The sequence below is a fragment of the Persicobacter sp. CCB-QB2 genome (assembly GCF_001274635.1).
GTDB lineage: Bacteria > Bacteroidota > Bacteroidia > Cytophagales > Cyclobacteriaceae > Persicobacter > Persicobacter diffluens.
Genome location: NZ_LBGV01000001.1, coordinates 3,194,153 through 3,217,703, shown reverse-complemented (window position 1 = coordinate 3,217,703; position 23,551 = coordinate 3,194,153). Strand labels below are relative to the sequence as shown.

General features: G+C 43.5%; 17 protein-coding genes, 5 tRNA genes and 1 pseudogene. 11 read left to right on the top strand and 12 right to left on the bottom strand.

Features of this window, described 5'->3' with window-relative positions; all coding sequences use genetic code 11:
- Positions 1-61 precede the first annotated feature (61 nt).
- From NG22_RS14210 to NG22_RS14185, 4 genes are all read left to right on the top strand, one after another.
- A complete protein-coding gene (locus NG22_RS14210) occupies positions 62-682 on the top strand; it encodes a sterol desaturase family protein (protein ID WP_053406332.1) in 621 nt (206 codons plus the stop codon).
- A gap of 829 nt (positions 683-1,511) precedes the next feature.
- On the top strand, positions 1,512-1,856 hold the full coding sequence (locus tag NG22_RS14200; RefSeq protein WP_053406330.1) for a hypothetical protein: 345 nt from the start codon (positions 1,512-1,514) through the stop codon (positions 1,854-1,856).
- Positions 1,857-2,361: 505 nt separating this feature from the next.
- Complete coding sequence (locus NG22_RS14195) at positions 2,362-2,706, top strand: T9SS type A sorting domain-containing protein (protein WP_053406329.1); 345 nt, start codon at positions 2,362-2,364, stop codon at positions 2,704-2,706.
- A gap of 453 nt (positions 2,707-3,159) precedes the next feature.
- On the top strand, positions 3,160-3,504 hold the full coding sequence (locus tag NG22_RS14185; protein WP_053406327.1) for a hypothetical protein: 345 nt from the start codon (positions 3,160-3,162) through the stop codon (positions 3,502-3,504).
- A gap of 835 nt (positions 3,505-4,339) precedes the next feature.
- On the opposite strand, the gene gltX is transcribed toward NG22_RS14185, so the two are convergent.
- Together gltX and NG22_RS14175 are read right to left on the bottom strand one after the other, a co-directional pair.
- Positions 4,340-5,884 carry a glutamate--tRNA ligase gene (gltX, locus tag NG22_RS14180; protein ID WP_053406326.1) on the bottom strand — a complete coding sequence of 515 codons (1,545 nt, stop codon included), beginning with the start codon at positions 5,882-5,884 and terminating at the stop codon, positions 4,340-4,342.
- A gap of 160 nt (positions 5,885-6,044) precedes the next feature.
- On the bottom strand, positions 6,045-7,859 hold the full coding sequence (locus tag NG22_RS14175; RefSeq protein WP_172674382.1) for a tetratricopeptide repeat protein: 1,815 nt from the start codon (positions 7,857-7,859) through the stop codon (positions 6,045-6,047).
- A 576-nt stretch (positions 7,860-8,435) separates the two neighbouring features.
- On the opposite strand from NG22_RS14175, the gene epsC reads away from it, so the two are divergent.
- Positions 8,436-9,260 (top strand): serine O-acetyltransferase EpsC, encoded by an 825-nt coding sequence (epsC, locus tag NG22_RS14170; protein ID WP_053406324.1) that lies wholly within the window; start codon positions 8,436-8,438, stop codon positions 9,258-9,260.
- A gap of 268 nt (positions 9,261-9,528) precedes the next feature.
- Here epsC and NG22_RS14165 read toward each other — a convergent pair whose 3' ends face one another.
- The gene (locus tag NG22_RS14165; RefSeq protein WP_053406323.1) at positions 9,529-9,999 is read right to left on the bottom strand and encodes a hypothetical protein; all 471 of its coding nucleotides are present in this window, start codon (positions 9,997-9,999) and stop codon (positions 9,529-9,531) included.
- Positions 10,000-10,151: 152 nt separating this feature from the next.
- Positions 10,152-12,188: a hypothetical protein gene (locus NG22_RS14160; RefSeq protein ID WP_053406322.1), complete on the bottom strand. Its 2,037-nt coding sequence runs from the start codon at positions 12,186-12,188 to the stop codon at positions 10,152-10,154.
- A gap of 97 nt (positions 12,189-12,285) precedes the next feature.
- On the opposite strand from NG22_RS14160, the gene NG22_RS14155 reads away from it, so the two are divergent.
- Positions 12,286-13,020: an outer membrane beta-barrel protein gene (locus NG22_RS14155; RefSeq protein ID WP_053406321.1), complete on the top strand. Its 735-nt coding sequence runs from the start codon at positions 12,286-12,288 to the stop codon at positions 13,018-13,020.
- Positions 13,021-13,083: 63 nt separating this feature from the next.
- Here NG22_RS14155 and NG22_RS14150 read toward each other — a convergent pair whose 3' ends face one another.
- From NG22_RS14150 to NG22_RS14115, 7 genes and pseudogenes are all read right to left on the bottom strand, one after another.
- Positions 13,084-13,560: a GNAT family N-acetyltransferase gene (locus NG22_RS14150; protein WP_053406320.1), complete on the bottom strand. Its 477-nt coding sequence runs from the start codon at positions 13,558-13,560 to the stop codon at positions 13,084-13,086.
- A 69-nt stretch (positions 13,561-13,629) separates the two neighbouring features.
- Entirely contained in the window at positions 13,630-14,058 is a 429-nt protein-coding gene (locus NG22_RS14145) for an organic hydroperoxide resistance protein (RefSeq protein WP_053406319.1), read from the bottom strand.
- A gap of 105 nt (positions 14,059-14,163) precedes the next feature.
- The gene (locus tag NG22_RS14140) at positions 14,164-14,736 is read right to left on the bottom strand and encodes a GNAT family N-acetyltransferase (protein ID WP_053406318.1); all 573 of its coding nucleotides are present in this window, start codon (positions 14,734-14,736) and stop codon (positions 14,164-14,166) included.
- A gap of 151 nt (positions 14,737-14,887) precedes the next feature.
- Positions 14,888-15,528, bottom strand: a pseudogene (aqpZ, locus tag NG22_RS18170) (aquaporin Z).
- 520 nt (positions 15,529-16,048) lie between these two features.
- A complete protein-coding gene (gene lpdA, locus NG22_RS14125) occupies positions 16,049-17,449 on the bottom strand; it encodes a dihydrolipoyl dehydrogenase (protein ID WP_053406316.1) in 1,401 nt (466 codons plus the stop codon).
- Between the two features lie 81 nt (positions 17,450-17,530).
- Positions 17,531-19,096 (bottom strand): 2-oxoglutarate dehydrogenase complex dihydrolipoyllysine-residue succinyltransferase, encoded by a 1,566-nt coding sequence (gene odhB / locus NG22_RS14120; RefSeq protein WP_053406315.1) that lies wholly within the window; start codon positions 19,094-19,096, stop codon positions 17,531-17,533.
- A 39-nt stretch (positions 19,097-19,135) separates the two neighbouring features.
- Complete coding sequence (locus NG22_RS14115) at positions 19,136-21,895, bottom strand: 2-oxoglutarate dehydrogenase E1 component (protein ID WP_053406314.1); 2,760 nt, start codon at positions 21,893-21,895, stop codon at positions 19,136-19,138.
- A 518-nt stretch (positions 21,896-22,413) separates the two neighbouring features.
- Between NG22_RS14115 and NG22_RS14110 the strand changes: the two genes are divergently transcribed.
- The 5 genes from NG22_RS14110 (at position 22,414) to NG22_RS14090 (ending at position 22,959) form a co-directional block, all read left to right on the top strand.
- A tRNA-Arg gene (locus NG22_RS14110) sits at positions 22,414-22,487 on the top strand.
- A gap of 44 nt (positions 22,488-22,531) precedes the next feature.
- Positions 22,532-22,605: transfer RNA gene (locus NG22_RS14105), tRNA-Arg, on the top strand.
- A 44-nt stretch (positions 22,606-22,649) separates the two neighbouring features.
- A tRNA-Arg gene (locus NG22_RS14100) sits at positions 22,650-22,723 on the top strand.
- Positions 22,724-22,767: 44 nt separating this feature from the next.
- Positions 22,768-22,841: transfer RNA gene (locus NG22_RS14095), tRNA-Arg, on the top strand.
- Between the two features lie 44 nt (positions 22,842-22,885).
- Positions 22,886-22,959 (top strand) — tRNA-Arg (locus NG22_RS14090).
- A 54-nt stretch (positions 22,960-23,013) separates the two neighbouring features.
- Here the strand turns inward: NG22_RS14090 and NG22_RS14085 are convergent.
- Complete coding sequence (locus NG22_RS14085) at positions 23,014-23,451, bottom strand: DUF2141 domain-containing protein (protein ID WP_053406313.1); 438 nt, start codon at positions 23,449-23,451, stop codon at positions 23,014-23,016.
- Positions 23,452-23,551 lie beyond the last annotated feature (100 nt).

Here is a 23,551-nt window from a genome sequence, read left to right as displayed (position 1 = left end):
AAGGACTTTAATTAAAATGGTAAGCAAAAGCCTGAAATTTTCTGACCTCTTGTGATATTCTATGAAAAAGAATGCTACTACAACAAAATCGCCTCCAGCTCTTTTTAAAAATCCGATCCTTGAAAGGATCACTCATACCCACATCGTTTATCCTCTGGTAATTTTTTATGGAGGCGCTTTGGGTTTGATGATTTATGCAGCTTATCATCAGCTGCTGCCTCTGTTTTCTTTATTTGGCGTTTTTCTATTTGGTTTCACCCTGTTCACCTTTGTAGAATACTGGGCGCATCGAAAACTTTACCATATGGTGGAGGATGCCGGATGGAAAAAGCGATTCACCTACACCTTTCATGGGGTGCATCACGATTTCCCCAAGGACAGAAGCCGTTTGGCCATGCCTCCTCTGGTGAGTGTGACGGTGGTGACCCTGATGTTTTTATTTTTCAGGCTTTTAATGGGCAATTGGGCTTTTGGCTTTGTGGCGGGTTTCATTAGCGGTTATGCCACTTATCTTTTTGTACATTATATCGTACATGCCTGGGCACCCCCAAATAATGCCTTCAAGACTTTGTGGGTGCATCATGCCATCCATCACTATAAGGATGATACGGTGGCCTTTGGGGTGAGCTCCCCATTTTGGGACGTGATTTTTGGAACCATGCCTGAAAAAAAGCGTAAGTAATGCTTAAGGGTGAACAGCCCGTAGATAGAATCTCTAAAATAGTACTTCGGTACTAGTTGTTGTCATTATTATTTTGCTAGGCGGCCTATGAAAATAGGCCGCTTTTTTTTATCTGCTGGGTTTTGGAGGAAAGCACTCCTATCCCGAATTATTCACCGCCAAATATATTGGTTAATGATAAATAGCTTGTTTTTAGTTTTTATGGCTTGTTTTCTTTGATTAATAATAGCTCAAATTGGGGCAAGCTTGCTTTCTCCTCATTCACCTGTTTCGTTGGTAAAAACTCGAAATAGGAAAAATTCCCTCATTTTTTCCGCCTTACAGCTAAACGAGGATAAGCATGTATAATCCGGACTACCATAGAAGCCATGGAAGTGGGCAATAGGGAAAGCGCGTAAGTACTGGCTGGTTTCGCAATTAGGGAGGAAGTGGGATGGCCTTTTTTTATCAAAGGCTTGTGCAGTAATGAAAAATGGTATCCTTTTTGGCGTTTTTTGGCCATGGGGAAGTTTATTCTGCGGAATTGCTTTAGTAGATTGTTAAATCTCTATCATAAAAATGGACTGCTTTTGGAAAGCTTTAAAAAACGATTTATGTTGATAAAAGCTTAATATTGAAGGTTTTGGGTGGTAAAATCAAAACAAGAACGGTGCTTTAGAAGAAAGTTAGCAGTTTGAGTTATTTTTTCGTGGACGATTTAATAAAATTTAGAATTTCATGTTTTTCATAAGCGATGGTGGCGATTAAATAATTCATAATCAGGTTTACAGGCTCCATTTGCCGCCGTAAATTCCATCATTAACAAACTAACCAAAACTAGTTTGCTATTATGAAAAACCTATTTGTGATTTTGATGGCCGTCATGCTGGGCATGCCCGCCATCGCTGCGAACAAGGACAATGAAGCGACCAAGGGAAAATCCATGGTCAAGGTGATTGGCAATGCCAATGCCAAAACGTACAAAGTCCTTTATATGGCCAACATCCAAAGCAAAGTAACTTTGGCCATTTATGATGAAGCCGGAATCCTGGTGGCGAAAAGCCATATCAAGGACAAGTCGGAGTTTTTGAAACCCTTCCGATTTGAGAACATGCCCGCCGGTGAGTATACTATTATCATCAAGGATTCCTTTGGAATGAAAAGAGAAACCTTCTACCATCAGCCCAAGGACTAATCGCCTTTGAATGATGTCACTTTTGAGGACTATTCTCAAGGGTATTGGTTTGAAATGCCCCTTATTTTGATTTTTTGTTAGAATAGCCAATTGTAATATTAAAAGCTTGGGGTCGATTCGCTGCATATTGATTTTCTTTTTTACCGCAGCCCTAATATTTTTTTCGACCTCCTGATTTTCCCTTCCTCTGGTTAATCCATATCTTTTAATCCTTACTTTTTAGTCGAAATACCGCCTTTTAAGCCATATTTCATGATTATGTGCTCCTTTCAAGGTCTTGTTTCTTTGTGTTTTATTGTTGAAACGCAATTTTGTTCCTCCTTTTTGTTGGTTGCGTCGCGATGAACTTCCTAATAATTGTCAATACAAGCCCATTACTATTGTGTTTTTTGAGTTACTGGATCTTGTTGAAAAAAATCACAAAAAAAATTAATGGTATTTTATGGGGATTTAGTCTGTGCTTTGCACTAGTAGAAGTGAAGCTTAAATTTAAAGACTAACAATTATGAAAAAGATGCTTTTGTTGGCAGTTACTGCCATAATGATGAGTGGCGCTGCTTTAGCAGCCAAAGATAGTGAAGCCAAAAGTAGTACCCATGTTGATGTGATCGGCAATGGTTATGGCAGAATGTATAAGGTGTTGTATATGTCCGCTCCGCAGGATCGTGTGACGATGTCTATTTATGATGAGGATGGAAGAATGGTAGTGAAAACTTCTGTTAAGGGGAAGGACGGCTTTTTGAAACCTTTCAGGTTTGAAGAAATGCCTGCCGGAGAGTATACCGTTGTAATTAAGGATGATCAAGGAACCTACAGAAAGAAATTTGTACATAATCCAACGGAGTTTTAATTAAAAAGGTAGCGGACAGGTATAGGAATGTGGAGAAATGAGCCTGTAATATTTTTTGTAGCTGCTTTGAGCGCGGAATTGATGCCTGTCAGGGCATTTTTTTTTGCCCAAAATTCAGCTTTGATTAAAAATGAGTTCAAAAAAACGATGTTTGGTTTTCAAAAGTGCGTAAAAAGAAGCTTGAAAAAGGGTTTCATTTTGAAATTTGCAATTTTGTTGTGCAGATTAATAAAAGTTAACATTGGGAGTTAGTGGTTAAAAGCTGCGAAAATGAATATACCTTTTAAGGAAAGGCAGCAGAATAAGGCGAAAATTCAGGGTTAGTTTGCGAATTTGGTAATTTGAAGCCCTGAAACCTCCTGAATAGGCGATTAAAAAGATGATAATGATGCGATTTCCGTAAAATTATCCCCGTATGTTTGTAATGTAATCAATGAACAAAAAGAAAACGTTATGAAAAACATTGTAGCAATCGCCTTCGCTTTAGTAATGTCCGCTTCTTTCGCATTTGCGGGAATTAATGATACAGAAGCAGCCAAAGGAAAATCTTTCTTCCGTGTAATTGGAAATGCCAATGCAGAAACTTACAAAGTATTGTATATGGCCAATATGGATTCTAAAGTGATCGTATCGATCTATGATGAGTCTGGAGTTTTAGTAGCGAAGACTACAGTAAAAGACAAAGAGGGTTTTATGAAGCCATTCCGTTTCGAAAATATGCCAGCAGGAGAGTACACTGTAGTGGTAAAAGACGGTTTCGGTGTGACGCGTAAGACATTTGATCACAAACCTTTTTAATTGATTCAAAGGGCGATTGCTGACGCGGGGTAGGAAGCCTGCCCCTGGCGTGAGCACCTTTTGGATCAATCGGAACATTATTAAAGTCTCGACTGTCGAGCAGCGGAAATGCCTCATAAGGGCATTTTTTTTTGTGTCTGATTTTTTTGTGAATAGGCGATCTCCTCAGCAAGCCTATGTTTTTTGAAGGCAAAACCTCCCATTATTATTGTTTTTGATAGGCTATGGCTCAATGGGTTGTCGGTACATTGATTAGATCATTCCTTTTGGTCAGAAACCTTCCCTTTTTTGTAAGCAGGGACTTATGGGATTTGATGAAAGAGGCTTTTGTGACTTCCCTTGTGTTTTTCGAAGAGCCATGGTTGGCGTTTGAATCATCCTCAAAGGAATGATTTAGCCCGAATCATGCATACTTAAATCCTCTTTTAGCTGCGAGGCGGGAAAAATGAAGGAATTTTTCCTATTTCGAGTTTTTTCCAACGAAGCAGATGAATGAAGAGAAAGCAAGCTTGCGAAAAAACGGGCCTAAAAAACACAAAGTAACACTCCTAATGTGTTGAAAAAAAATGCATTGAGTTAATTTATGCGGTGCATAATTCGGGTAAGGCGGGATAAGCCCGATGGGTAGCTTATAAAAACAAACTGAAAGGAGCATGTCTGCTTTTGAAGGAAGGTCAGGAAAGTGAGTACAGGCCTATGCAGACCTAAAGCAATATTTTCATGATCATGGTGGGCTGTTTTAATAGGGGGATGAAGGGATCGCAGGATCTTTTGATCCGCATAAAAAAACCTCCCGAATGCTTCCGAGAGGTTTTCCTGAAAAATCAATAATTGTTTAAGCTTTCACGCGATCCGCTAATGTACTGATTGCACCGTCAATGCGGTTAGCGACTTCTTCCTTTCCAATAGTGGCAATGGTTTCGAAAAGATCAGCACCACCACCCTGTCCGGTTACCGAAACACGAAGGGATTGCATCACTTTTCCCATACCAATTTCGCGGGCTTCACAAACACCTATATAAGCCGCCTTTATGTTTTCAGCACTGAAGTCCTCTACCGCTACCATGGCATTTTTGAATGCTCCGATGACTTCCACCGCTTCTGTTGTCCACTTTTTACGGATGACCTTATCATCATACTCCTCTGGCGCCACGAAGAAGTACTTTCCTTCTGAAGCAAATTGCGTTGGGTAAGTCACGCGCTCCTTCATCAGCTGCCCGATGGCACGTGCTTTCTCTTCTGAGCACTCATAACCGGCCTTTTGTGCATCTGCCAAAACAAAGGCGGTGATATCTGCTTCCGGACGGTTTTTCAAATATTGCTGGTTATACCACTGCGCTTTTTGAATGTCAAATTTGGTCCCCGCTTTTCCTACGCGCTCAATAGAGAAGCGCTCGCAAAGCTCTTCCATGGTGAACATTTCTTCATCATTCCCCGGAGACCAACCCAACATGGCCAAAAAGTTGACCATCGTTTCCGGCAAATAACCCTGCTCACGGAAACCAATGGAGAATTCGCCTGTTCTGGGGTCATTCCAATCCAGAGGGAAAACCGGATACCCTTTTTTGTCTGCATCACGCTTGGATAATTTCCCGTTTCCGTCCGGTTTCAAGATCAACGGCAGGTGGGCAAATTGCGGCATGCTGTCTTCCCAACCCAGGAAATCATATAATAACACGTGGCAAGGTGCAGAAGGCAACCACTCTTCTCCGCGAATCACATGGGTGATCCCCATCAGGTGATCATCCACCACATTGGCCAAATGGTAGGTTGGCATACCATCGGATTTCAAAAGCACTTTGTCATCCACATCAATGGACATCACTTTTACCCATCCACGAACCATATCATTCAAACGAATTTCCTCTTTGCGCGGAACTTTCAAACGTACCACATAAGGCTCGCCGGCATCCATTTTCGTCTTAACCTCTTCAGCGGAGAGGGTCAGGGAATTTTTCATTTGCATGCGGGTGATGGAGTTGTATTGTGGTTGGGCCACTTTAGCTTCCATCAAACGCTCGCGCATCGCATCCAGCTCTTCCGGGGTATCAAAGGCATAATAGGCCTTGTCCTCGTCGATCAGTTGCTGTACATATTTTTGATAAATATCCTTACGCTGAGACTGAACATAAGGTCCGCATTCGCCGCCTTCTGCTCCTACGCCTTCATCTACCTGAATGCCCATCCAGTTTAAGGCTTCCAGGATGTAGGCCTCTGCCCCTTCCACAAATCGGCTTTGGTCAGTATCTTCCAGTCTTAGAAGAAATTTACCACCGTGCTTGCGGGCGAATAAGTAGTTGAAAAGGGCGGTTCTGACACCACCAATGTGCAAGGCTCCGGTAGGTGAGGGAGCAAAACGAACTCTTACTTCTTTTTCCATTTATAAGGAATGATTTTTAATGTCAATATCCTGTGGCTTTGCATTGTACAAAAGCGGTACAAAGGTAACAATTCGTTACGGATTTTGAAATGACAAGAAGGGCGGTAATTATAGGAATAAAACAAAAAAGACAGGACCTCTGCCCTGTCTTTTTGATCCATTATCGAATTTGTCTGTTTTCAAGATCAATCGGTACGGAAGCTGGCATTTGAATCTCTCGCAGTCGGCTGGAGATGTATTTGATCTTATCCACATCTTCCTGGCGCAGGGATTTAAGGAATTCCCAGTCTAATTTAGACATTTTGATCATGCCCTCTTCATCATGACGGAAGGCATAATAGATGATCAGACTTCTCCATCGGGCAGGTGACTTGGCATTATGCTCAAGTACAAACTGCTCTTCCCTGGCTGCCAGAGCACTTCTTTGCGTGCGGGACTTGGCCCAGTAATAGCGACCGATGCGTTTAAGTTCTGCTTGTTGGTCGGCTGCCAATGAGGCCCATTCCTGCTTGAGTTCTTCCGTCAGCTGTGGTGCCATGGTCAGGCGCATATTCATCCACATGGTGGCCATGATGCGTTCCACTTTATTTTTTTGCTGATGATCTAATCCTTCATAATAAGCCAGCGCCTCTTCCTGATAGTTGGCCGGGGCCAAAGCCGGAGCTGTTATTTTTTTGACAGGAGTAACATCGTAGGCATGGGTGCTGTTTGCCAATGGTGATTGTGGTTGGCCAGCGTTCGTAGTGGTGAAGGAGGTGTCAGTTTTGGCCTTTGCAATGACTTCTTTTATGACCATTTCCTGTGCCAGTACTTCTTTTTGACGTGTATTGATTTCGTATAATCTGAATTGATTCCCCTTCCTTTGAGAGCTAAAAAGCATGAGATCTCCCTTTTTTACAAAATAGGCATCATCCGCAAAACTGTTGATCGGTGCTCCTAAATTGTGGATGGACCCATCCTGGAACGAATAGCTGAAAATGTCCAGTCCTCCATAGGTAATATGTCCTGCGCTGCTGAAATAAAGGTGATCCGAGCTCCCATCATAGTAAGGGGCTACTTCATCCTCCTCCGTATTGACCGCTTCCAGATTTTGGGCTTTTTTCCATTCGCCATTTTTATTTTTTACCGAAAACCAGATATCAAATCCACCCTTTCCCCTTGGCCGGTTAGAGGAAAAGAAAAGGGTATCACCTGAAGAAGAAAGGCTTGGGCAGATATTGTCGTAATAAGGGTTATTTACTTTATCCTCCAATGGTTTTGGTTTGACCCAACGACCTTTTATTTTTTCCGAATACCAAATTTCGTAGGGATAATCTCGCTGGCTTTTGACGAAAAAGAAGGTATTTCCATCTGGGCTAAAAGCACCTCCCTCCTCCTGAGCACCGGAATTGACATATCGAAAACCATCTTCCTGAGTGAAGGGAAACCATTGTCCTCCGGTATATTTAAACCTTTGGAAATTTCCTTTTTGCCGGGCATTTTCGGTGGTCACCCATAAATTTCCGGTGGTGGGGTGAATAGCCGGTGAATAAAGCGTAAAGCTGCTGTCTATTTCATCGACCTCTCTATAGCCCATTTCTAAAATTTCTACCACCGGATCCTTCAAGGCTAATTCGCAACCCTGTATTTCCTTTTGGGATAAATCTGTCAGATATTTCGCATCCCGTTTAGCCCTTCCCTTTACCAATTTTGCCTCTTCCAAAAAGGTGTTAAATTCCTGAATGGCTAAGGGGTAATTTCCCAATTTTTTTAGACTGGCGGCATACTCAAATCGAATCAGCGGAATTTCTTCCTGATGTTGTTCAAGAATAATTTTATATACTTGAGAAGCTTCCTCTAACTGATTGGTTTCTTCATAGCATTCGGCTAATTCAAGTGCAGCAAAGGCATCATATTCTTTAGAAAGGGCCTTTTTGTAATAGCTGATGGCTCTTGAAAATTTACCCTCATCATAGGCGATTTGTGCTCTTTCCAAATAATTGTTCCTTTGTCCAAAGGCATCTGAGCAGTAAAGGATTATGAGGGGCAAAAATAAAAGGTAGAAAGGTCTTTTCATTTAATTGCATCAAATATTAAAAAACACCGGAAAACATAACATTTTATAATGGGCATGTTCAGCCGGTTTTTGTGTCTAAAAAGCTAATTTTAGTTTAATTTGTAGTGAAGCACCTGTCATTTGGCGCCACTTGTAATTATTTCAATTTCAAATTTAGTTTTTTTTTGATCTAATGTTGGGGATTTAAATACCGCTTTTAATGCTTTTACCTCTCAAGTATCACATCAAATTGAAACAAAGCGCAAGGTAGAAAGGTAAATATTTAAATGACTCAATGGGCGCTAAGCTGGCTAATGCAATAAAAACCTGATTGGCGCAGGGTGGAAGGGGCTGAAATGAGGAGATTTTTATTTAAATTTTAATTTAAACATTACATGAAAACGATTCGCATGATTCGGTTATTAACGGCCATTGCCTGGACAGAAGGATGTGCGGTAAGTTGTTGTCCTCGACAGTTTTCCGCCTGAATTATTCTGAAAAAAATTAAGCCTAGTCATGAAAAAGCAGTTTATAAAATCATTATTTGAATACCATCGCAATACCCCTCCTATGCCCTATCGCTCTTCCATTTGTGAGCTGATTGAGCGGATGCGTGAGTTTTTGTTTCCTCAGTTTTCTGAACACTGCATCGTGAATGAGACCCAGATTGCCGCACAGTATGAGTTGATTTATTCCCAGGCGATAGATATCCTTTCCGGTATGGAGATGGATTTACCCAAGCCGGCAAAAGAAATCGCGGATGAGCTGTTCGATGCACTTCCGGGCATTCATGAAATGTTAAAAAAAGATGCGGAGGCCATTTTTTCAGGTGATCCGGCATCCACCAGTGTGGATCAGGTCATTCGTACTTATCCGGGATTTCGGGCCATCTTTTCTCACCGCATTGCGCATGAATTGTATAGAATGAAGCTTCCCTTGCTGCCTCGGATTATTAGTGAAAATGCCCACAGCCATACGGGTATTGATATTCATCCGGGGGCAGAGATTGGAGAGCATTTTTGCATTGATCACGGCACCGGGATTGTGATCGGCGAGACCACCAAGATTGGAAAGAATGTGAAAATTTATCAGGGCGTCACATTAGGGGCTCTGAGTGTGGATAAATCGATGGCAGAAACCAAAAGACATCCCACTTTGGAAGACCACGTAGTGGTGTACGCAGGGGCAACCATTCTGGGGGGAGATACTGTGATTGGTGAAGATAGTGTGATTGGGGGGAATGTCTGGCTGACAAATTCCGTGGAAAAACACTCCATAGTTTATCACCGCCCTCAAATCGTGATGAAAAATAAGAAAGAGCTTATGAGTAAAAGTTCTTAAGCGGATTATTCCTGCTTCGCTCTTTGATTAGCCGCCGGAAGGGAAAAAAGGAAGGAATTTTCCTTATCTCGAGCTTTTTCCATTAAGGTATAAGAATGAGTAGCAAGCAGGCCTCCCATAATTGGGCCATCAATACACCAGTAGGGTTCATTTTAATGCATGAGTAGTGACCCTATTAGTGTAGTGCCTGAATCTAGCTGTGAATAGTTTGGGTGACGGGATCATAAATATTCGAGAGAAGCCTCCGCAGAAATATATGGAGGCTTTTTTATTCCTTACGAATGCGCATATAATCCAATAATACCCGATTGCCTGCTTCCCGGTTGGGCTCATTAAAGGATTCCAAGCTCAGGGAGATTCGGGATCTACCTCTTGGCAACCTTACCCGAATGCTATTGGAATAGCCCCAGTTCGACCATTCGCCATCTCCTCTTGAAGGCAATACAATGACTCCCTGATATATGCCGGATACGCTTAGTGATCTTGAGGGGCAATCTTTACCGGAATATAAGTTGCCATTACCGTTAGCATATTTGAAGTCAATCAGGTAATTCCCTTCCTGTTCCATCTCAATGGAGTAATTCACCTGTCGGTTTTTTTGGCGATCCAAAATAACAAAACCATCTCCGGTGAATCCCTTAATATTGCTGCTTTGCCCGGTGTAAGGAATGCCGGACATGATTTTTCGGGATTGGTCTACAGAAAAAACAGGAGCTGAACCAAAAGATTCAAAGCCCATGGAGTCCAGGGCGTATACGCAATATTCCGCCCCTTCTTCCGGGTTGGTACGGAAGCTGAATTCTTCAGAAAGATAGGCGTAGGGCTTACCATTTTTGAGTACGGTATAAGCAATGGCGCCCGGTATGGGGTCCCATTCTAATATGCCATCAACTAATTTTGCATTGGGGAGGACAATAATTTATGCGGCGCAATAAGGTTGATTTCTTTTTGATCGGCCAACTGTCGATCCAGTCGAATGAAAACCTCATGACTGCCCTTCATATCATTGGGGATTTCTGCTTTTGGAAACTCCACCCCATCAATAGTAAATTGAGCGATATGATGACCGAAGCCCTCAATGGTAATTTTTAAATTGTTTTCACGATATTTTACCTTATCCAGGGTATAGGTACCGGCATAAGTTTTGGGGATGTGCGGCTTAAATTCCAGTCCGGACTCATTGAAATGCATTCCAAATAATACCCGGTAAACCAAACCTAAATTTGCTGCAGCACTCCATAATTCTTTTTCTGACCTTTCCTTATGAGAAATAATGGTTCCATTGGTTCCCCTGATCGCGATAGGGTTGCTCATGCTTAGGCTACTGGCTCTTAAAAGCGTGGAAATACCATATTTCACGGCTTCTTCATTGGGAATATCAGCCGCCGCCCAGGTCCAGTAGCTTTGGGCCATAGGAGCAATGTGGTCCTGCCAGCTTCCCACGGCATCCTGCATCAAAGGATAATTTAGGGGTACTCCATAGGCCAGTGTCGGAATGTTTTGAAACACCGACTGCCCTTGCTGAAGATTACTGACCTGAAAAAGGGAGGCCAGGGCTTCCGCAAAATGATTTACCCGATAAGCACTTAGCTTATGTTGCTGGCCATAAAGAAAAGCAGCATAGTATCCCCGGTCCTCCTGCCAGAAATTTTCATTGATGGCCAGCTTTAAGTTTTGTGCATATTTCCGGTAGCGATTCGGGTTTTTGCCTAATAGAGCGGAGGCTTGCTCTAAAATCCTAAAAAATTGGTAATGAGCACTATTAGTGGCCAGATGGTTGGAGTTGAAAATGTCTGCCGGACTCATCCAGTTGGGATAAACGGACCACTGTGGCTTAATGCCAATATTGGCCCCTTTCAAAAGCCCGGTGTTGGGGTCCATCAGGGTGATGATATCCTGTTCAAAAATCATCTGCATCAGCGGATATGCTTTTTCCAGCCATTCCCGATCCCCCTGAATCATATACAATTCCCAGGCCGCCAAGGCCCATAATATACGGTCTGAGGAAATGGGCCATCCAAAAGACAGGCTATTTTCCGCATGAATATTCCGGCGCTCTAATTGTTCTTCCAAATGCTTCCGAAATAAATCCGGTTCAATAATGCCCAGGGATAAATATGCCGCATACCAGAGGTGTTGTTGGTTCAGGGCATTGGTCTGGAAAGATTGAACCGGATTATTATGAAAGGTTTTACTGATACTTTCCACCGCCAGCCGGTAGGACTGATCCAGAATAGGAATATCCGATTGAATGGAGGGGTAAAAGTAATCTGCTTTATTAGTCGCTACCCATTGGTCAGGCTGTTCCTTATTTTTTTGTTCCAGGGCAATATTGAGGTAAAACAGGCCCTTTTCGTCGGGTCCTCTCATGATTAAATCGCGACGGGACTGTAAGTCGGGAAGCAATACTGATTGGCCAGGTAAATTACATAGGAGGTAAATATTGTTGAGGTCATCCTCATAAAGGCGTTCCTGTTCAAAATCATAATAGCCCTTCTCCGAAAATGATTGGAGGATGGCAGAAAGGTCCAGCTGAAAAGAGATGGTTTTTAAAGGAGTAGTGGAGGCTTGCTGATTTTTTTGATTCAGCTGCTCTGCTTTCCCGTAAGTGCTGATGGGGCATTCCAAATGCCCGTTGATATCCGGGCTGATCCCTACTTCATGAAAGTTTTGGCCCTGAAATTCCAAAATTTTCCCATTAATAATAAAGGTATATCGCAGGCTGGGAGGAAGGGGCTGCTGTTTGTTTTTGAAGTAATTACTATGAATACCAGCAGAAGAGGTTTCAGCGCCCAAGGCCCCCTCTTTGACCATATGCCGGCTGAGGGTAAAAGTACTGTTTTTGTATAAAGGAGAATCCCCGGAATGGGAGTTACAGCCTATTATTAGGGTAAGGGCAAAAAGTAAAACAACCGCTTTTTGGATCATATTCAATTATTTGGCCTAAATTAAAGGGTTTAGAAAAAGCTTTCTCAGGTTGGCAATCAAAAATATCTTAAATTTACCGCGGTTTAATCAATTGGCTATGAGATTTTATAAATACTTTTTGCTTTCCTGCTTTATTTTCTGCCTTGGGGAGTTAAAAGCGCAGCAGTTTATTGGAGTTCGGGCTGCCGGAGCGGTTTCTTCTGTGGGTTATACCAATAATGTAGAGACGAATCAGACGCTTTTCACGACATTTATCCCGGCTTATTCGGGTGGGGTATTTTATCGGCTATATACTTCTCCAAATGCCGGTTTGCAGATAGGCTTGGATTACTCAAAGAAAGGCTTTGCGGAGCGAGTACCAGAGAGTCGAAAAATTGGGGATAACCCGCAAACCGAAAGCATAGCAGCAGATTACACATATTTGGAGGTACCGCTTATGTCCAGCTTTTATGTATTTAAAGGCTCTACCAAGGTGGTGATCAATTTAGGACCCTATTTTGCCTATCAGCTGTCTAATGTTCAAAAAGTGATTGATGTAGAAACCGGAAATATTAAATCCGAGGAGCAGATTGAATATGATGATTTTCGGGATAATCGTTTTGATTTGGGCATCCGGGCTGAAATTGGAATGTTGCAATCCTTTGGGCAGAGCTCGGTAGAACTAACCGGTATATTCAGTGTTGGCCTCAAAAATATCATTAATCCGGATTATCCTGGCGCTCCATATGGTACGCTCAATATTTTTGCCGGGCTTCAAATGGCTTATTTATTTCAGTTTGACTTGTTTAAGGAGCGATTTCCTTTCGTGGATAGAAGGAAAAAAATGAAATAAAGGTAACCGGGGCGCTGTAAACTATTATGGTAGCCTCCAGTGACGCTTACTTTAGGATTAACTTTATAACTTGAGCAGCATGGGGAGGTCGCAGGCGCCATGTCCGGTATTTCCCATGGATTTTTCCAGTTTTTGAAATCCGTATTTTTCATAAAGGAGGACCGCCTCCTTTAAACTTGGGAGGGTTTCTAAATATACCTGCTGGTAAGCTTGTGATCGGGCAAAATGCAAGCATTGGTCCATCAGCATTTTTCCCAGCCCTTTTCCTCTTGCAGATGCCTTTAGAAATATTCTTTGTAATTCACAGGTCTTTTGATGCTCGCCAATTAAAGGTGCAATTCCGGCTCCACCAAGAATTTGATGGTTTTCTTCAATCACAAAATAGGCTGAGCCCTCCTTCTGGTACTGATCGCTCATATGATCCAGAACGGGGTCAAAATAAATGGTTCCGGCTTTATTCTCTCCATATTCTTCCAGGCTTTTGCGGATGATGTGGGCGATGGCCTTATCATCGTTTCGGGTGATTTCTCGAATAATCATGATTAAAAATAAAAAAGCAGTAAAGAGAATGGTACTCTTTACTGCTTTCTTTTATTCTTAGGCCTGATTTTATTCGATTTCAGCCATAATATTGACCTCAATATTGCCACTAGTTGCCTTGGAATACGGACATACCTTATGCGCTTCCTCTACCAGGGCTTGTGCTTGCTCCTCGCTAACCCCGGGAATTATAGCTTTTAGATCAACGGCCAATCCAAAGCCGGTATCATCTTTTCCTAAATGAACCGTAGTCGTCACGCGGCTTTGCCCCGTTTTAATCTTCTGATTGCCTATTACCAGATTCAGCGCAGAACTGAAGCAGGCTGCATAGCCTGAGGCAAATAGCTGCTCCGGATTGGTCGTACCTGCTTGTTCCGCTCCTCCCAAAGATTTCGGAACACTAAGGCCAGTATCAATTACTCCGTCACTGCTTTTTACTTTACCATCTCTTCCTCCTGTGGCTTCGGCGGAAGCGGTATACAACTTTTTGAATCCCATGTTTGTGTTCAATTATATCGTTTAAAATTAAATCGTGAGCGATATAATAAGAAACTGAAATTTATCGTTTGGGTTTCAGTTTGAGTAGAAATTTTAATTATTTTTTTAGCATCTGCGGTAGACATAGACTCTGTCTTTCCCCTTAAGCTCATTCTGATGCTCTGCTTCCGGCTTAAATCCACAAGAAAGAAAAATCATTTCCGAGGCGGTATTGCGCGTGTCAACATAGGCTTTGACACATTTGAAACGCATGGTTTTGATGGCATGGCGCATGAGTCCTTTGGCTAATTCAAAGCCATAACCTTTGCCCCAGAATTCTTTTTGAAGGCGGATGCCCAACTCTTCTTCTTCCTTACTGTTTTTGTAAATTAAACAAACTCCTATGAATTGCTTGCTCAGCTTATCTTCCACAGCCCACATCCAGTAATCATTTAAGTGCTTGTTGTAGGCTTCAATAACAGCTTTTAATTTAGCCTCCCCTTCCCGGGAATGATAAGCTTTGCCGGTGACATACTCCATTACATCCTGGTCCCCAACTAATTTTTGGAAATCCTTTAAGTCGTGCCAATCCAACTTTCGGATACGCAGTCGATTAGTCTCAAACTTCACCTCATAGGAAGGGTCTGCCGGACGGATGGGTTGATCTTGCGTTGAATAATTGAGGGCCGTACTCATCATGACTAGTAATTTTCAGCTATTTACACAATTGGCGTCAATATTTGAAAATTATTGGCTGTTTTTTGATGAAAATAATAATAAAAAAGGAGAATCTATGTGAAAATAGAATTCTCCTTTATTGTTTTCGATGAATTAAGACAGTATTAAAATCCTATTTACTGAATAGGGATTTCCATAATATTGCTGCGATTATACCTCCGATGATGGGGCCTACCCAAAATAGCCAGAGCTGCGATAAAGCATCTCCCCCTACGAATAATGCTGGGCCTAATGAACGTGCAGGGTTTACGGAGGTATTGGTTACAGGAATTGTGACAAGGTGAATCATGACTAATGCTAAGCCTATCGCGATTCCAGCGAATCCTTCGGGAGCCTGTTCGCTGGTAGCGCCAAAAATGACCAAAAGAAATAAAGCCGTGAACACAATCTCGGCTACCAGACCGGCGATCATGGAATAACCATCCGGAGATCCCGTTCCATATCCGTTGGCGGCTAGTCCGTTTGCACTAATGTCATAATCCGGGTTTCCGTTGGCAATAAAATAGATAATACCGGCCCGACAGCGGCCCCCAAACATTGGGATACAATGTAGCCTAAGGCATCCTGAGTGGATAATTTACCGGCGACGGTCATGGAGATAGAAATGGCCGGGTTGATATGGCAGCCCGAGATTGGTCCTATGGTATAGACCATGGTCAGGACCGAAAGACCGAATGCGAAGGATACGCCCATAAAGCCAATGTGACCACCGGCAAAAACGGCCGAACCGCACCCCACCAGTACCAGCACCATGGTTCCGATGAATTCGGCAAAATATTTAGTAGTAGCTTTTACTTCCATTACATTATTGTTTTTATTCATTTAAAAACTCTTTCAATGAGGGAACCATGAAAGGGGGGGGGTGTTGAATAAAATTGACATGAAAGGCGATTTTATTTAGAATTTTTTTGTGTGCGTGTTGGGCTTTAATTTTAAGGAGAATGACTATTGATGTTTTTATATTAAGTCAGACAGGGTGTTGAAATAAGTCAATTTCATGGAAGATTTTGACCAAAAAAAAACACCAGAACTCAAAGGTTACGGCGTTTTTTTAATCCGAATGGTTCATGTTTACAGTTTCCTTTGGCTGCCAGGGGGGAGAAAGGAAGAAATTTCTCCTGTTTCGAGTTTTTCCCAAAAGAAGCATATGAAAGAGGAGATCGTAAGCTCCCCTTAATTGGGACGATTAATAAAGCAGTAAAGTCATTCAAAATTTCCTTTAAATAATGCCTTTGCGCTACTTTCTGAATCGGTCGGTGAATATTTGTAATGATTAGATATGTAGCGGTCGGTCTTCCGTCGCTGCCAGGCAAGCCTCCTTCATCGCTTCGGTAAAGGTAGGGTGCGCATGAGACATCCTGGAGATATCCTCCGCAGATGCGCGGTACTCCATGGCCACCACCGCTTCGGCAATCATATCGGCAGCCCGCGGCCCAACGATATGAACCCCCAGGATTTCATCGGTTTCTTTATGCGCCAGCACTTTTACCTGTCCGTCAATGTCCATGGATGCCCGGGCTCGTCCCAGTGCACGGAAAGGAAAAGCCCCGGATTTATAAGGGATACCGGCTTCTTTGAGTTGCTCCTCGCTCTGGCCTACTGCCGCTACCTCGGGCCAGGTATAGACCACGCCCGGAATTAAATTGTAATTGATATGAGGCTTTTGCCCTGCTACATATTCAGCCACATAAACCCCTTCTTCCTCGGCTTTATGCGCCAGCATGGCACCCTTGATGACATCTCCGATCGCGAAGATATGCGATTTGGAAGTCTGCAGATGGTCATTCACTTCAATTCTTCCCCGATCATCGGTTTTGATGCCGATATTTTCCAGCCCAAGCCCTTCGGTGTAGGCCTGACGACCAATGGCGACCATGCAATAGTCTCCTTTAAATTCTACGGTTTGCTCCTTTTTATCTTCTGCCGTCACCGTAACTTCCTCCCCTTTTCTTTCTACACCGGTTACTTTATGGCTGAGGTAGAACTTCACACCCAGTTTTTTCATGGAGCGCTGCAATTCTTTGCCCATGGTGCGGTCCATGGTCGGAATGATGCTGTCCAGAAACTCCACCACAGAGACTTTCGCGCCCAGACGGGCGTACACAGATCCCAGCTCAAGGCCAATGACTCCACCGCCGATAATAATAATATGCTTCGGCACTTCCTGAAGGTTTAGCGCCTCCGTGGAGGTGAACACCCTTTCTTTATCCAGGCTGATAAAAGGCAGATTGGCCGGTTTTGATCCGGTAGCAATGATGGCTTTTTTAGTAGAAAAGGTGTTTTCTTTCCCGTCTTTATCGGTCACCTTGACGGTATGATCATCCACAAAAGATCCGGTGCCATAATGAACATCGATTTTGTTTTTCTTCATCAAAAATTCCACACCGGCAGTGGTTTGACTCACTACTGCATCTTTCCTTTTGATCATCTGTGGCATATCCACTCCCAAATCTTTTAGCTGAATGCCATGTTCTTCAAAAGTTTTGTGGGCATTGTGATAATGCTCCGAGGAATCCAAAAGCGCTTTGGAGGGGATACAGCCTACATTCAGGCAGGTTCCCCCCAGGGTGGGGTACTTTTCGACCAAAGCCGTTTTCATTCCCAGTTGGGCGCATCGTATGGCGGCTACATAGCCTCCGGGGCCGGATCCTATTATGGTGATATCGTAGTTCATTATTTGATGGTCTAATGTTTGGAAAAGGAGGGGCCCGTACGGGACAGGCCGCAGATTAATTAAGCGCTTTTAAAACATGCTCTAAATACCCAAAAGCAATCTCGATGGATCTTCCAGCAATTCTTTCACCCGTACCAGGAAGCCAACAGACTCCCGGCCGTCGATGATCCGGTGGTCATAGCTCAGGGCCACATACATGATGGGCAGGATTTTCACCTCCCCATTCATGGCCATCGGGCGCTCCACAATGTTGTGCATTCCCAATATGGCCGACTGTGGCGCATTGATTATGGGGGTGGACAACATGGATCCGAAGATACCGCCATTGGTAATGGTAAAGGTACCGCCGGTCATTTCATCAATGGACAGTTTATTGTCGCGGGCTTTGGTGGCTAAGGAAACAATGGTTTTCTCGATGGCATCGAATGACAATTGCTCTGCATTGCGAATTACGGGTACCACCAGACCCTTAGGCGCTGATACCGCGATGGAAATGTCGCAGAAATCATTGTAAACCATCTCTTCCCCGTCGATCTGGGCATTTACTGCCGGAAATTCCTGCAGGGCAAGACAAACCGCCTTGGTGAAGAAAGACATAAAGCCCAGATTCACTTCATATTTCTGCTTAAAGGAATCTTTATATTTTTTACGCAGATCCATGATCGGTTTCATGTTTACCTCATTGAAGGTGGTCAGCATGGCCGTTTCATTTTTCACCTGTACCAGTCTCTTGGAAATGGTTTTACGTAAAGGTGTCATTTTTTTGCGTGTCTGCTCACGACCTTCCACTCCACTGCTTTTTTCAGGCGCCGGACTCGATTTGGCTGCGGGCTTCGGAGCTGGTTTTGCTGCTGGAACTTTTGCTTTTTGCGCATCTTCCTTTGTTACACGGCCATTGACGCCGGTTCCTTTCACCTGATCAGCGCTAATGCCTTTTTCTGCTAAAATTTTAGCCGCTGCCGGAGAGGCATGGCCGGTGGCATAATTGGTGGTTCCATCCGTCGCTGTTGCCGGCATTGGGTTAGGGCTCGCGGCTTCCTTTTTTTGCTCATTTGCAGTGACCGGAGCGCCTTCTCCAACGGTAATTTTGCATAATAAAGCACCGATTTCCAGGGTTTCCCCTTCCTCCGCGATTACTTCTAATTCACCGGAAGTTTCTGCCGTAAGCTCGAAGGTGGCTTTGTCGGATTCTATTTCTGCAATGACTTCATCCATTTCCACATGGTCACCCGTACCCTTCAACCAGCTGGCAATGGTTACCTCTGTAATCGATTCTCCCACAGTAGGTACTTTCATCTCGATGATCGCTCCTTCGGTATCTTTGCTGGCTTCTGACGGCGTCTCTGTTTTGGCTTCCGTTGCCTCCGTTTTTGCTTCGGAGGCTGTATCTTCCTGCCCACTGCTTCCAGCGGCGGATTCATCAATTTCACATACCAGGGCACCAATTTCCAGGGTTTCCCCTTCCTGCGCATGTATTTTTAGTTTACCGGAGGCTTCAGCGGTTAATTCAAAAGTAGCTTTATCAGACTCCATTTCACAGATTACCTCATCCATTTCTACTAGCTCGCCATCTGCTTTCAACCATTGGGAAATGGTAACTTCTGTGATAGATTCTCCTACTTCCGGGACTTTTATTTCAAGGCTCATATTGATTCTTTGTTTTTTGGGATATCGTATCCGGTTTTATTATAAGGTGAAAGCTTTCTCGATGATGAGTTGCTGATTTTTTGCATGCAATTTGGCATATCCGGTTGCTGGTGAGGCCGAAGAAATACGGCTGATGCACTGAAGGGAACGGTCTTCCGGGAAGTTTTCACGGATAAACCACCAGGCGCCCATATTTTTGGGCTCTTCCTGTACCCAGCAAATTTCCGCCTTTTTATACTTGTCTAAAATGGCATTCACCTGCTTTAGCGGGAATGGGTGCAATTGCTCCATTCTTATCAATGCAATATCTTCCCGCTTATCCGCCTTTTGTTTTTCCAGTAAGTCGTAATAAACCTTTCCGGTACAGAAAACGACTCTTTTGGTTTTTCTTGGGCCTGCCTGAGGATCATCAATAACTTCCTGGAATTTATGATTTCCATTGAAGGCTTCCAGCGGAGAATAGACTTCCGGATGACGCAGCAATGACTTGGGTGACATATTGATCAAAGGTTTACGGAAACCCCAGGTCAGTTGTCTTCTGAGTGCATGGAAAAGGTTGGCCGGGGTGGTGATATTGGTGACCACTAAATTATAATTAGCACAAAGCTGAAGAAAACGCTCCAGTCTTGCGGAAGAGTGCTCCGGTCCCTGTCCCTCATAGCCATGTGGCAATAGCATGACCAAACCACTGCCGGCATTCCACTTGGTCTCTGAGGAGGAAATAAATTGATCGATCATCACCTGAGCGCCATTGGCAAAATCACCAAACTGCGCTTCCCAAATGGTTAAGGCATTCGGGTTGGCAGTGGAATATCCGTATTCATAACCCAGCACGGCATATTCTGAAAGCAGGGAATTATAAATGCTGAAATGCGCCTGCTTTTCGTCAATATGGTTCAGGTTATTGTACTTCTCAGAGGTTTCAGAGTCAAATAGTGCCGCATGGCGGTGAGAGAAGGTTCCGCGGATTACATCCTGCCCGGTCAGGCGTACTTTTTTGCCTTCGGTCAACAGGGTGCCATAGGCCAATAATTCTCCTGCGGCCCAATTAAGTTTCTTTTGCTCAAAGAACATTTGCTTACGCTCCTTTAGCAATTTATCAATCTGACGCAGTGGCTTGAAGTTTTCCGGCACCGTGGTCAGGGATTGTGCGACTTTTTCTATCAGTTCCATTTCCACTCCGGTAACCGGCGACTGGTCAAAATCTTCCGGTTTCGAACTGCGCAATGCCTGCCATTGGCGCTCCAAAGGCTGCAGCTTATATGGCAGCGGCGACTGCTTCACCATATTCAGGCGATCCTGGAGTAGCTGTCGGAACTGTTTGTCCATTTCCTTGGCCACTTCGGCATCCATTTCGTCTCTTTCAGCCAAATAGCGGGAGTATACTTCCCTTGGATTGGGGTGTTTGGCGATTTTTTTATAAAGATCCGGCTGGGTGAATTTGGGTTCATCCGACTCATTATGCCCGTGACGACGGTAGCATAATAAATCGATGTAAACATCCCGCTGGAATTTTTGTCGGTATTCAATCGCAATTTCCATGGCATGCACCACGGCTTCGGCATCGTCTCCATTCACGTGCATCACCGGACAGTCATCCACCTTTGCAATATCGGTACAATAAATACTGGATCGGGCATCATCAAAATTAGTGGTGAAACCGATCTGGTTATTGATCACAAAATGGATCGTTCCTCCGGTGCGGAAGCCGTGCAATTTGGCCATCTGCGCCACCTCATACACAATGCCCTGGCCGGCAATGGCCGCATCTCCATGAATGAGGATCGGGACTATTTTATGATAATCTCTTTCGTATAAATAATCAATCTTGGCGCGGGTGTTGCCTAATACCACAGGGTTTACCGCTTCCAGGTGAGAAGGGTTGGGGGTTAAGTTCAGCTTGACCTTTTTTCCGCCGAGGGTGACAATGTCTGAGGTATAACCCAGGTGATATTTCACGTCCCCATCGCCCATGGTAGAATCACTTGGCGTGTTGCCTTCAAATTCGTTGAAGATCTGCTCATAGGTTTTCCCCATGATGTTGGCCAAAACATTCAGACGACCACGGTGCGCCATCCCGATGATGAATTCTTCAGCACCTAAGTCTGCTCCGCGGTTGATCAGCGCGTCCAGGGCCGGGATCGTGTTTTCTCCGCCTTCCAGAGAAAATCGTTTTTGCCCGATATATTTGGTATGCAGGAAATTCTCGAACACCACCGCCTCATTCAGTTTTCCTAAAATGTGTCGTTTTTGCTGGTAGCTGAATTTCTTGTGGATGGCGTAATCCTCTACTTTTTCCTTGAACCAGGACTGAATTTCCGGCTCACGGATATACATGAATTCAAAGCCGATATGATGTGAATAAATCACTTTCAGTTTGGCGATGATTTCATTGAGTGTGGCCTCTTCCAAACCAACTTCCCGGCCGGCTTCAAAGACGGTATTGCCGTCAGCCTCCGACAACCCAAACTCTTCCGGATGCAAGTAGGCTTTCCAGTACCTTCTTTCCCGAACCGGATTGGTTTTGGTTTTGAGGTGCGCGCGCGTCCGAAAGGCGTAAATCAGGTTACGAACACAAATTTCTTTATAGGCATGGGAATTCTTATCCTCCTGAACGGCCGCATTTCCATTGACCGAGGGGGTCGGAATCAAATCTTCGTTATAATGAGCGGAAAACTCAAATCCTTCAAAGAATTTTTGCCAGCTTTCATCTACTGACTCCGGGTCAGCCTGAAACTGGGTGTACAACTCATCGATGTAATCGCCATGTGCGTTGGCAATGTAGGAATATTTATCCATCAGCCTGGGGTTCTAGGGTTTTGGTTGGAATTGATTGGGGCTAGCCTGCCCCTCTATCAAATGTATAAAGTGAAATGAATATAAAGAAATTGCCTAAGCGGTTATACGGTTTTATGATTCAGGCCTTTTTTGAGTTTTTGATAGCAAATGACCGTATTTATTAAGTGAAGGCCTTTATTTCGTCGGAATCCTTGTCCTGCTTTCCAAAAAATACGGATAGTAGTAAAATTGTTGGAATTTAACGATTCCCTGAATTTGAATAATTATTTAAAAATAATGGGGGAAAATAAGGGGGCTTCTGCTTTTGGAATATCTTTTGCTTCAGAAAGTGAAAATGTAATCAATAGCGCGAATTGAATTTTTCTAATAGAGAATAGTTAAAAGTGCTAAAATTGAGATTTATTACATTTTTTTTCAAAAAGGGGTTTGCAAAAGCGAAAACAAGCCTTACCTTTGCAAAGCAATTTTGAAAAGGGCCATTCGAAGCCCTCTTTTTTTCTATAAAATTGTACAATAATGGCCTCGTAGCTCAACTGAATAGAGCACTTGATTACGGCTCAAGAGGTTCCAGGTTTGAATCCTGGCGAGGTCACGAAACAGCAAGTCTGCGCTGTATAAATAAGAGGACGGTTTATTGGCCTCGTAGCTCAACTGAATAGAGCACTTGATTACGGCTCAAGAGGTTCCAGGTTTGAATCCTGGCGAGGTCACGAAACAGCAAGTCTGCGCTGTATAAATAAGAGGATGGTTTATTGGCCTCGTAGCTCAACTGAATAGAGCACTTGATTACGGCTCAAGAGGTTCCAGGTTTGAATCCTGGCGAGGTCACGAAACAGCAAGTCTGCGCTGTATAAATAAGAAGACGGTTTATTGGCCTCGTAGCTCAACTGAATAGAGCACTTGATTACGGCTCAAGAGGTTCCAGGTTTGAATCCTGGCGAGGTCACGAAACAGCAAGTCTGTGCTGTATAAATAAGAGGACGGTTTATTGGCCTCGTAGCTCAACTGAATAGAGCACTTGATTACGGCTCAAGAGGTTCCAGGTTTGAATCCTGGCGAGGTCACAAATCCGAATTGGAAACAATTCGGATTTTTTTTTGCCTTCTATTTCGGTCAGACTATAAATAGTTGGTCTCCACAGTGGATTGAATGGGCTGGTCAGCGATGGTGAATTTGGCATCTTCAAATTTTGGAGGACCAAAGGAGCCCTTGGCATTGTTGGAAGCCCCTACCCCTTCTTTAGGCATACCGATGAAATTCGTATCTCTTTTGCCATTGTTGTTCTCATCATGGGTGAAAGCGAAGGCGTAAGTTCCGGCAGGAAGATGGAATTGAAAATTTGCTTTTCCATCCCGAATATCTGCTTTAAAAGTCTTTATGGCTTTTGTTTGGTTTGGGAAATCTTCTGCATTATCGAAAAGACTGAGTATCACCTGCCCTTCTTCACTTCTTAAATTAGTAACGGTGACCCTTACTTCGGTAGTTTTGTCATCGTTGGCATATAGACAGGTGTTTATTCCGAAAAATAGCCACCCCATTAGCAATAATGTTTTCATTTTAGCTTCCGTTGATTTGTGATTTAGAATTGATTGTTTGAGCTTTTCCCTTTTTTATGGGCATTTAAAATGGCTTGTAGGAGGAAAAGGACCTAAACCT

What these genes read in the sequence shown, in the direction of transcription:
- NG22_RS14210 (WP_053406332.1), top strand. Translation starts at nt 62, where the DNA reads ATGAAAAAGAATGCTACTACAACAAAATCGCCTCCAGCTCTTTTTAAA.
- NG22_RS14200 (WP_053406330.1), top strand. Translation starts at nt 1,512, where the DNA reads ATGAAAAACCTATTTGTGATTTTGATGGCCGTCATGCTGGGCATGCCC.
- NG22_RS14195 (WP_053406329.1), top strand. Translation starts at nt 2,362, where the DNA reads ATGAAAAAGATGCTTTTGTTGGCAGTTACTGCCATAATGATGAGTGGC.
- NG22_RS14185 (WP_053406327.1), top strand. Translation starts at nt 3,160, where the DNA reads ATGAAAAACATTGTAGCAATCGCCTTCGCTTTAGTAATGTCCGCTTCT.
- gltX (WP_053406326.1), bottom strand. Translation starts at nt 5,884, where the DNA reads ATGGAAAAAGAAGTAAGAGTTCGTTTTGCTCCCTCACCTACCGGAGCC.
- epsC (WP_053406324.1), top strand. Translation starts at nt 8,436, where the DNA reads ATGAAAAAGCAGTTTATAAAATCATTATTTGAATACCATCGCAATACC.
- NG22_RS14165 (WP_053406323.1), bottom strand. Translation starts at nt 9,999, where the DNA reads ATGGGCTTTGAATCTTTTGGTTCAGCTCCTGTTTTTTCTGTAGACCAA.
- NG22_RS14160 (WP_053406322.1), bottom strand. Translation starts at nt 12,188, where the DNA reads ATGATCCAAAAAGCGGTTGTTTTACTTTTTGCCCTTACCCTAATAATA.
- NG22_RS14155 (WP_053406321.1), top strand. Translation starts at nt 12,286, where the DNA reads ATGAGATTTTATAAATACTTTTTGCTTTCCTGCTTTATTTTCTGCCTT.
- NG22_RS14150 (WP_053406320.1), bottom strand. Translation starts at nt 13,560, where the DNA reads ATGATTATTCGAGAAATCACCCGAAACGATGATAAGGCCATCGCCCAC.
- NG22_RS14145 (WP_053406319.1), bottom strand. Translation starts at nt 14,058, where the DNA reads ATGGGATTCAAAAAGTTGTATACCGCTTCCGCCGAAGCCACAGGAGGA.
- NG22_RS14140 (WP_053406318.1), bottom strand. Translation starts at nt 14,736, where the DNA reads ATGATGAGTACGGCCCTCAATTATTCAACGCAAGATCAACCCATCCGT.
- lpdA (WP_053406316.1), bottom strand. Translation starts at nt 17,449, where the DNA reads ATGAACTACGATATCACCATAATAGGATCCGGCCCCGGAGGCTATGTA.
- odhB (WP_053406315.1), bottom strand. Translation starts at nt 19,096, where the DNA reads ATGAGCCTTGAAATAAAAGTCCCGGAAGTAGGAGAATCTATCACAGAA.
- NG22_RS14115 (WP_053406314.1), bottom strand. Translation starts at nt 21,895, where the DNA reads ATGGATAAATATTCCTACATTGCCAACGCACATGGCGATTACATCGAT.
- NG22_RS14085 (WP_053406313.1), bottom strand. Translation starts at nt 23,451, where the DNA reads ATGAAAACATTATTGCTAATGGGGTGGCTATTTTTCGGAATAAACACC.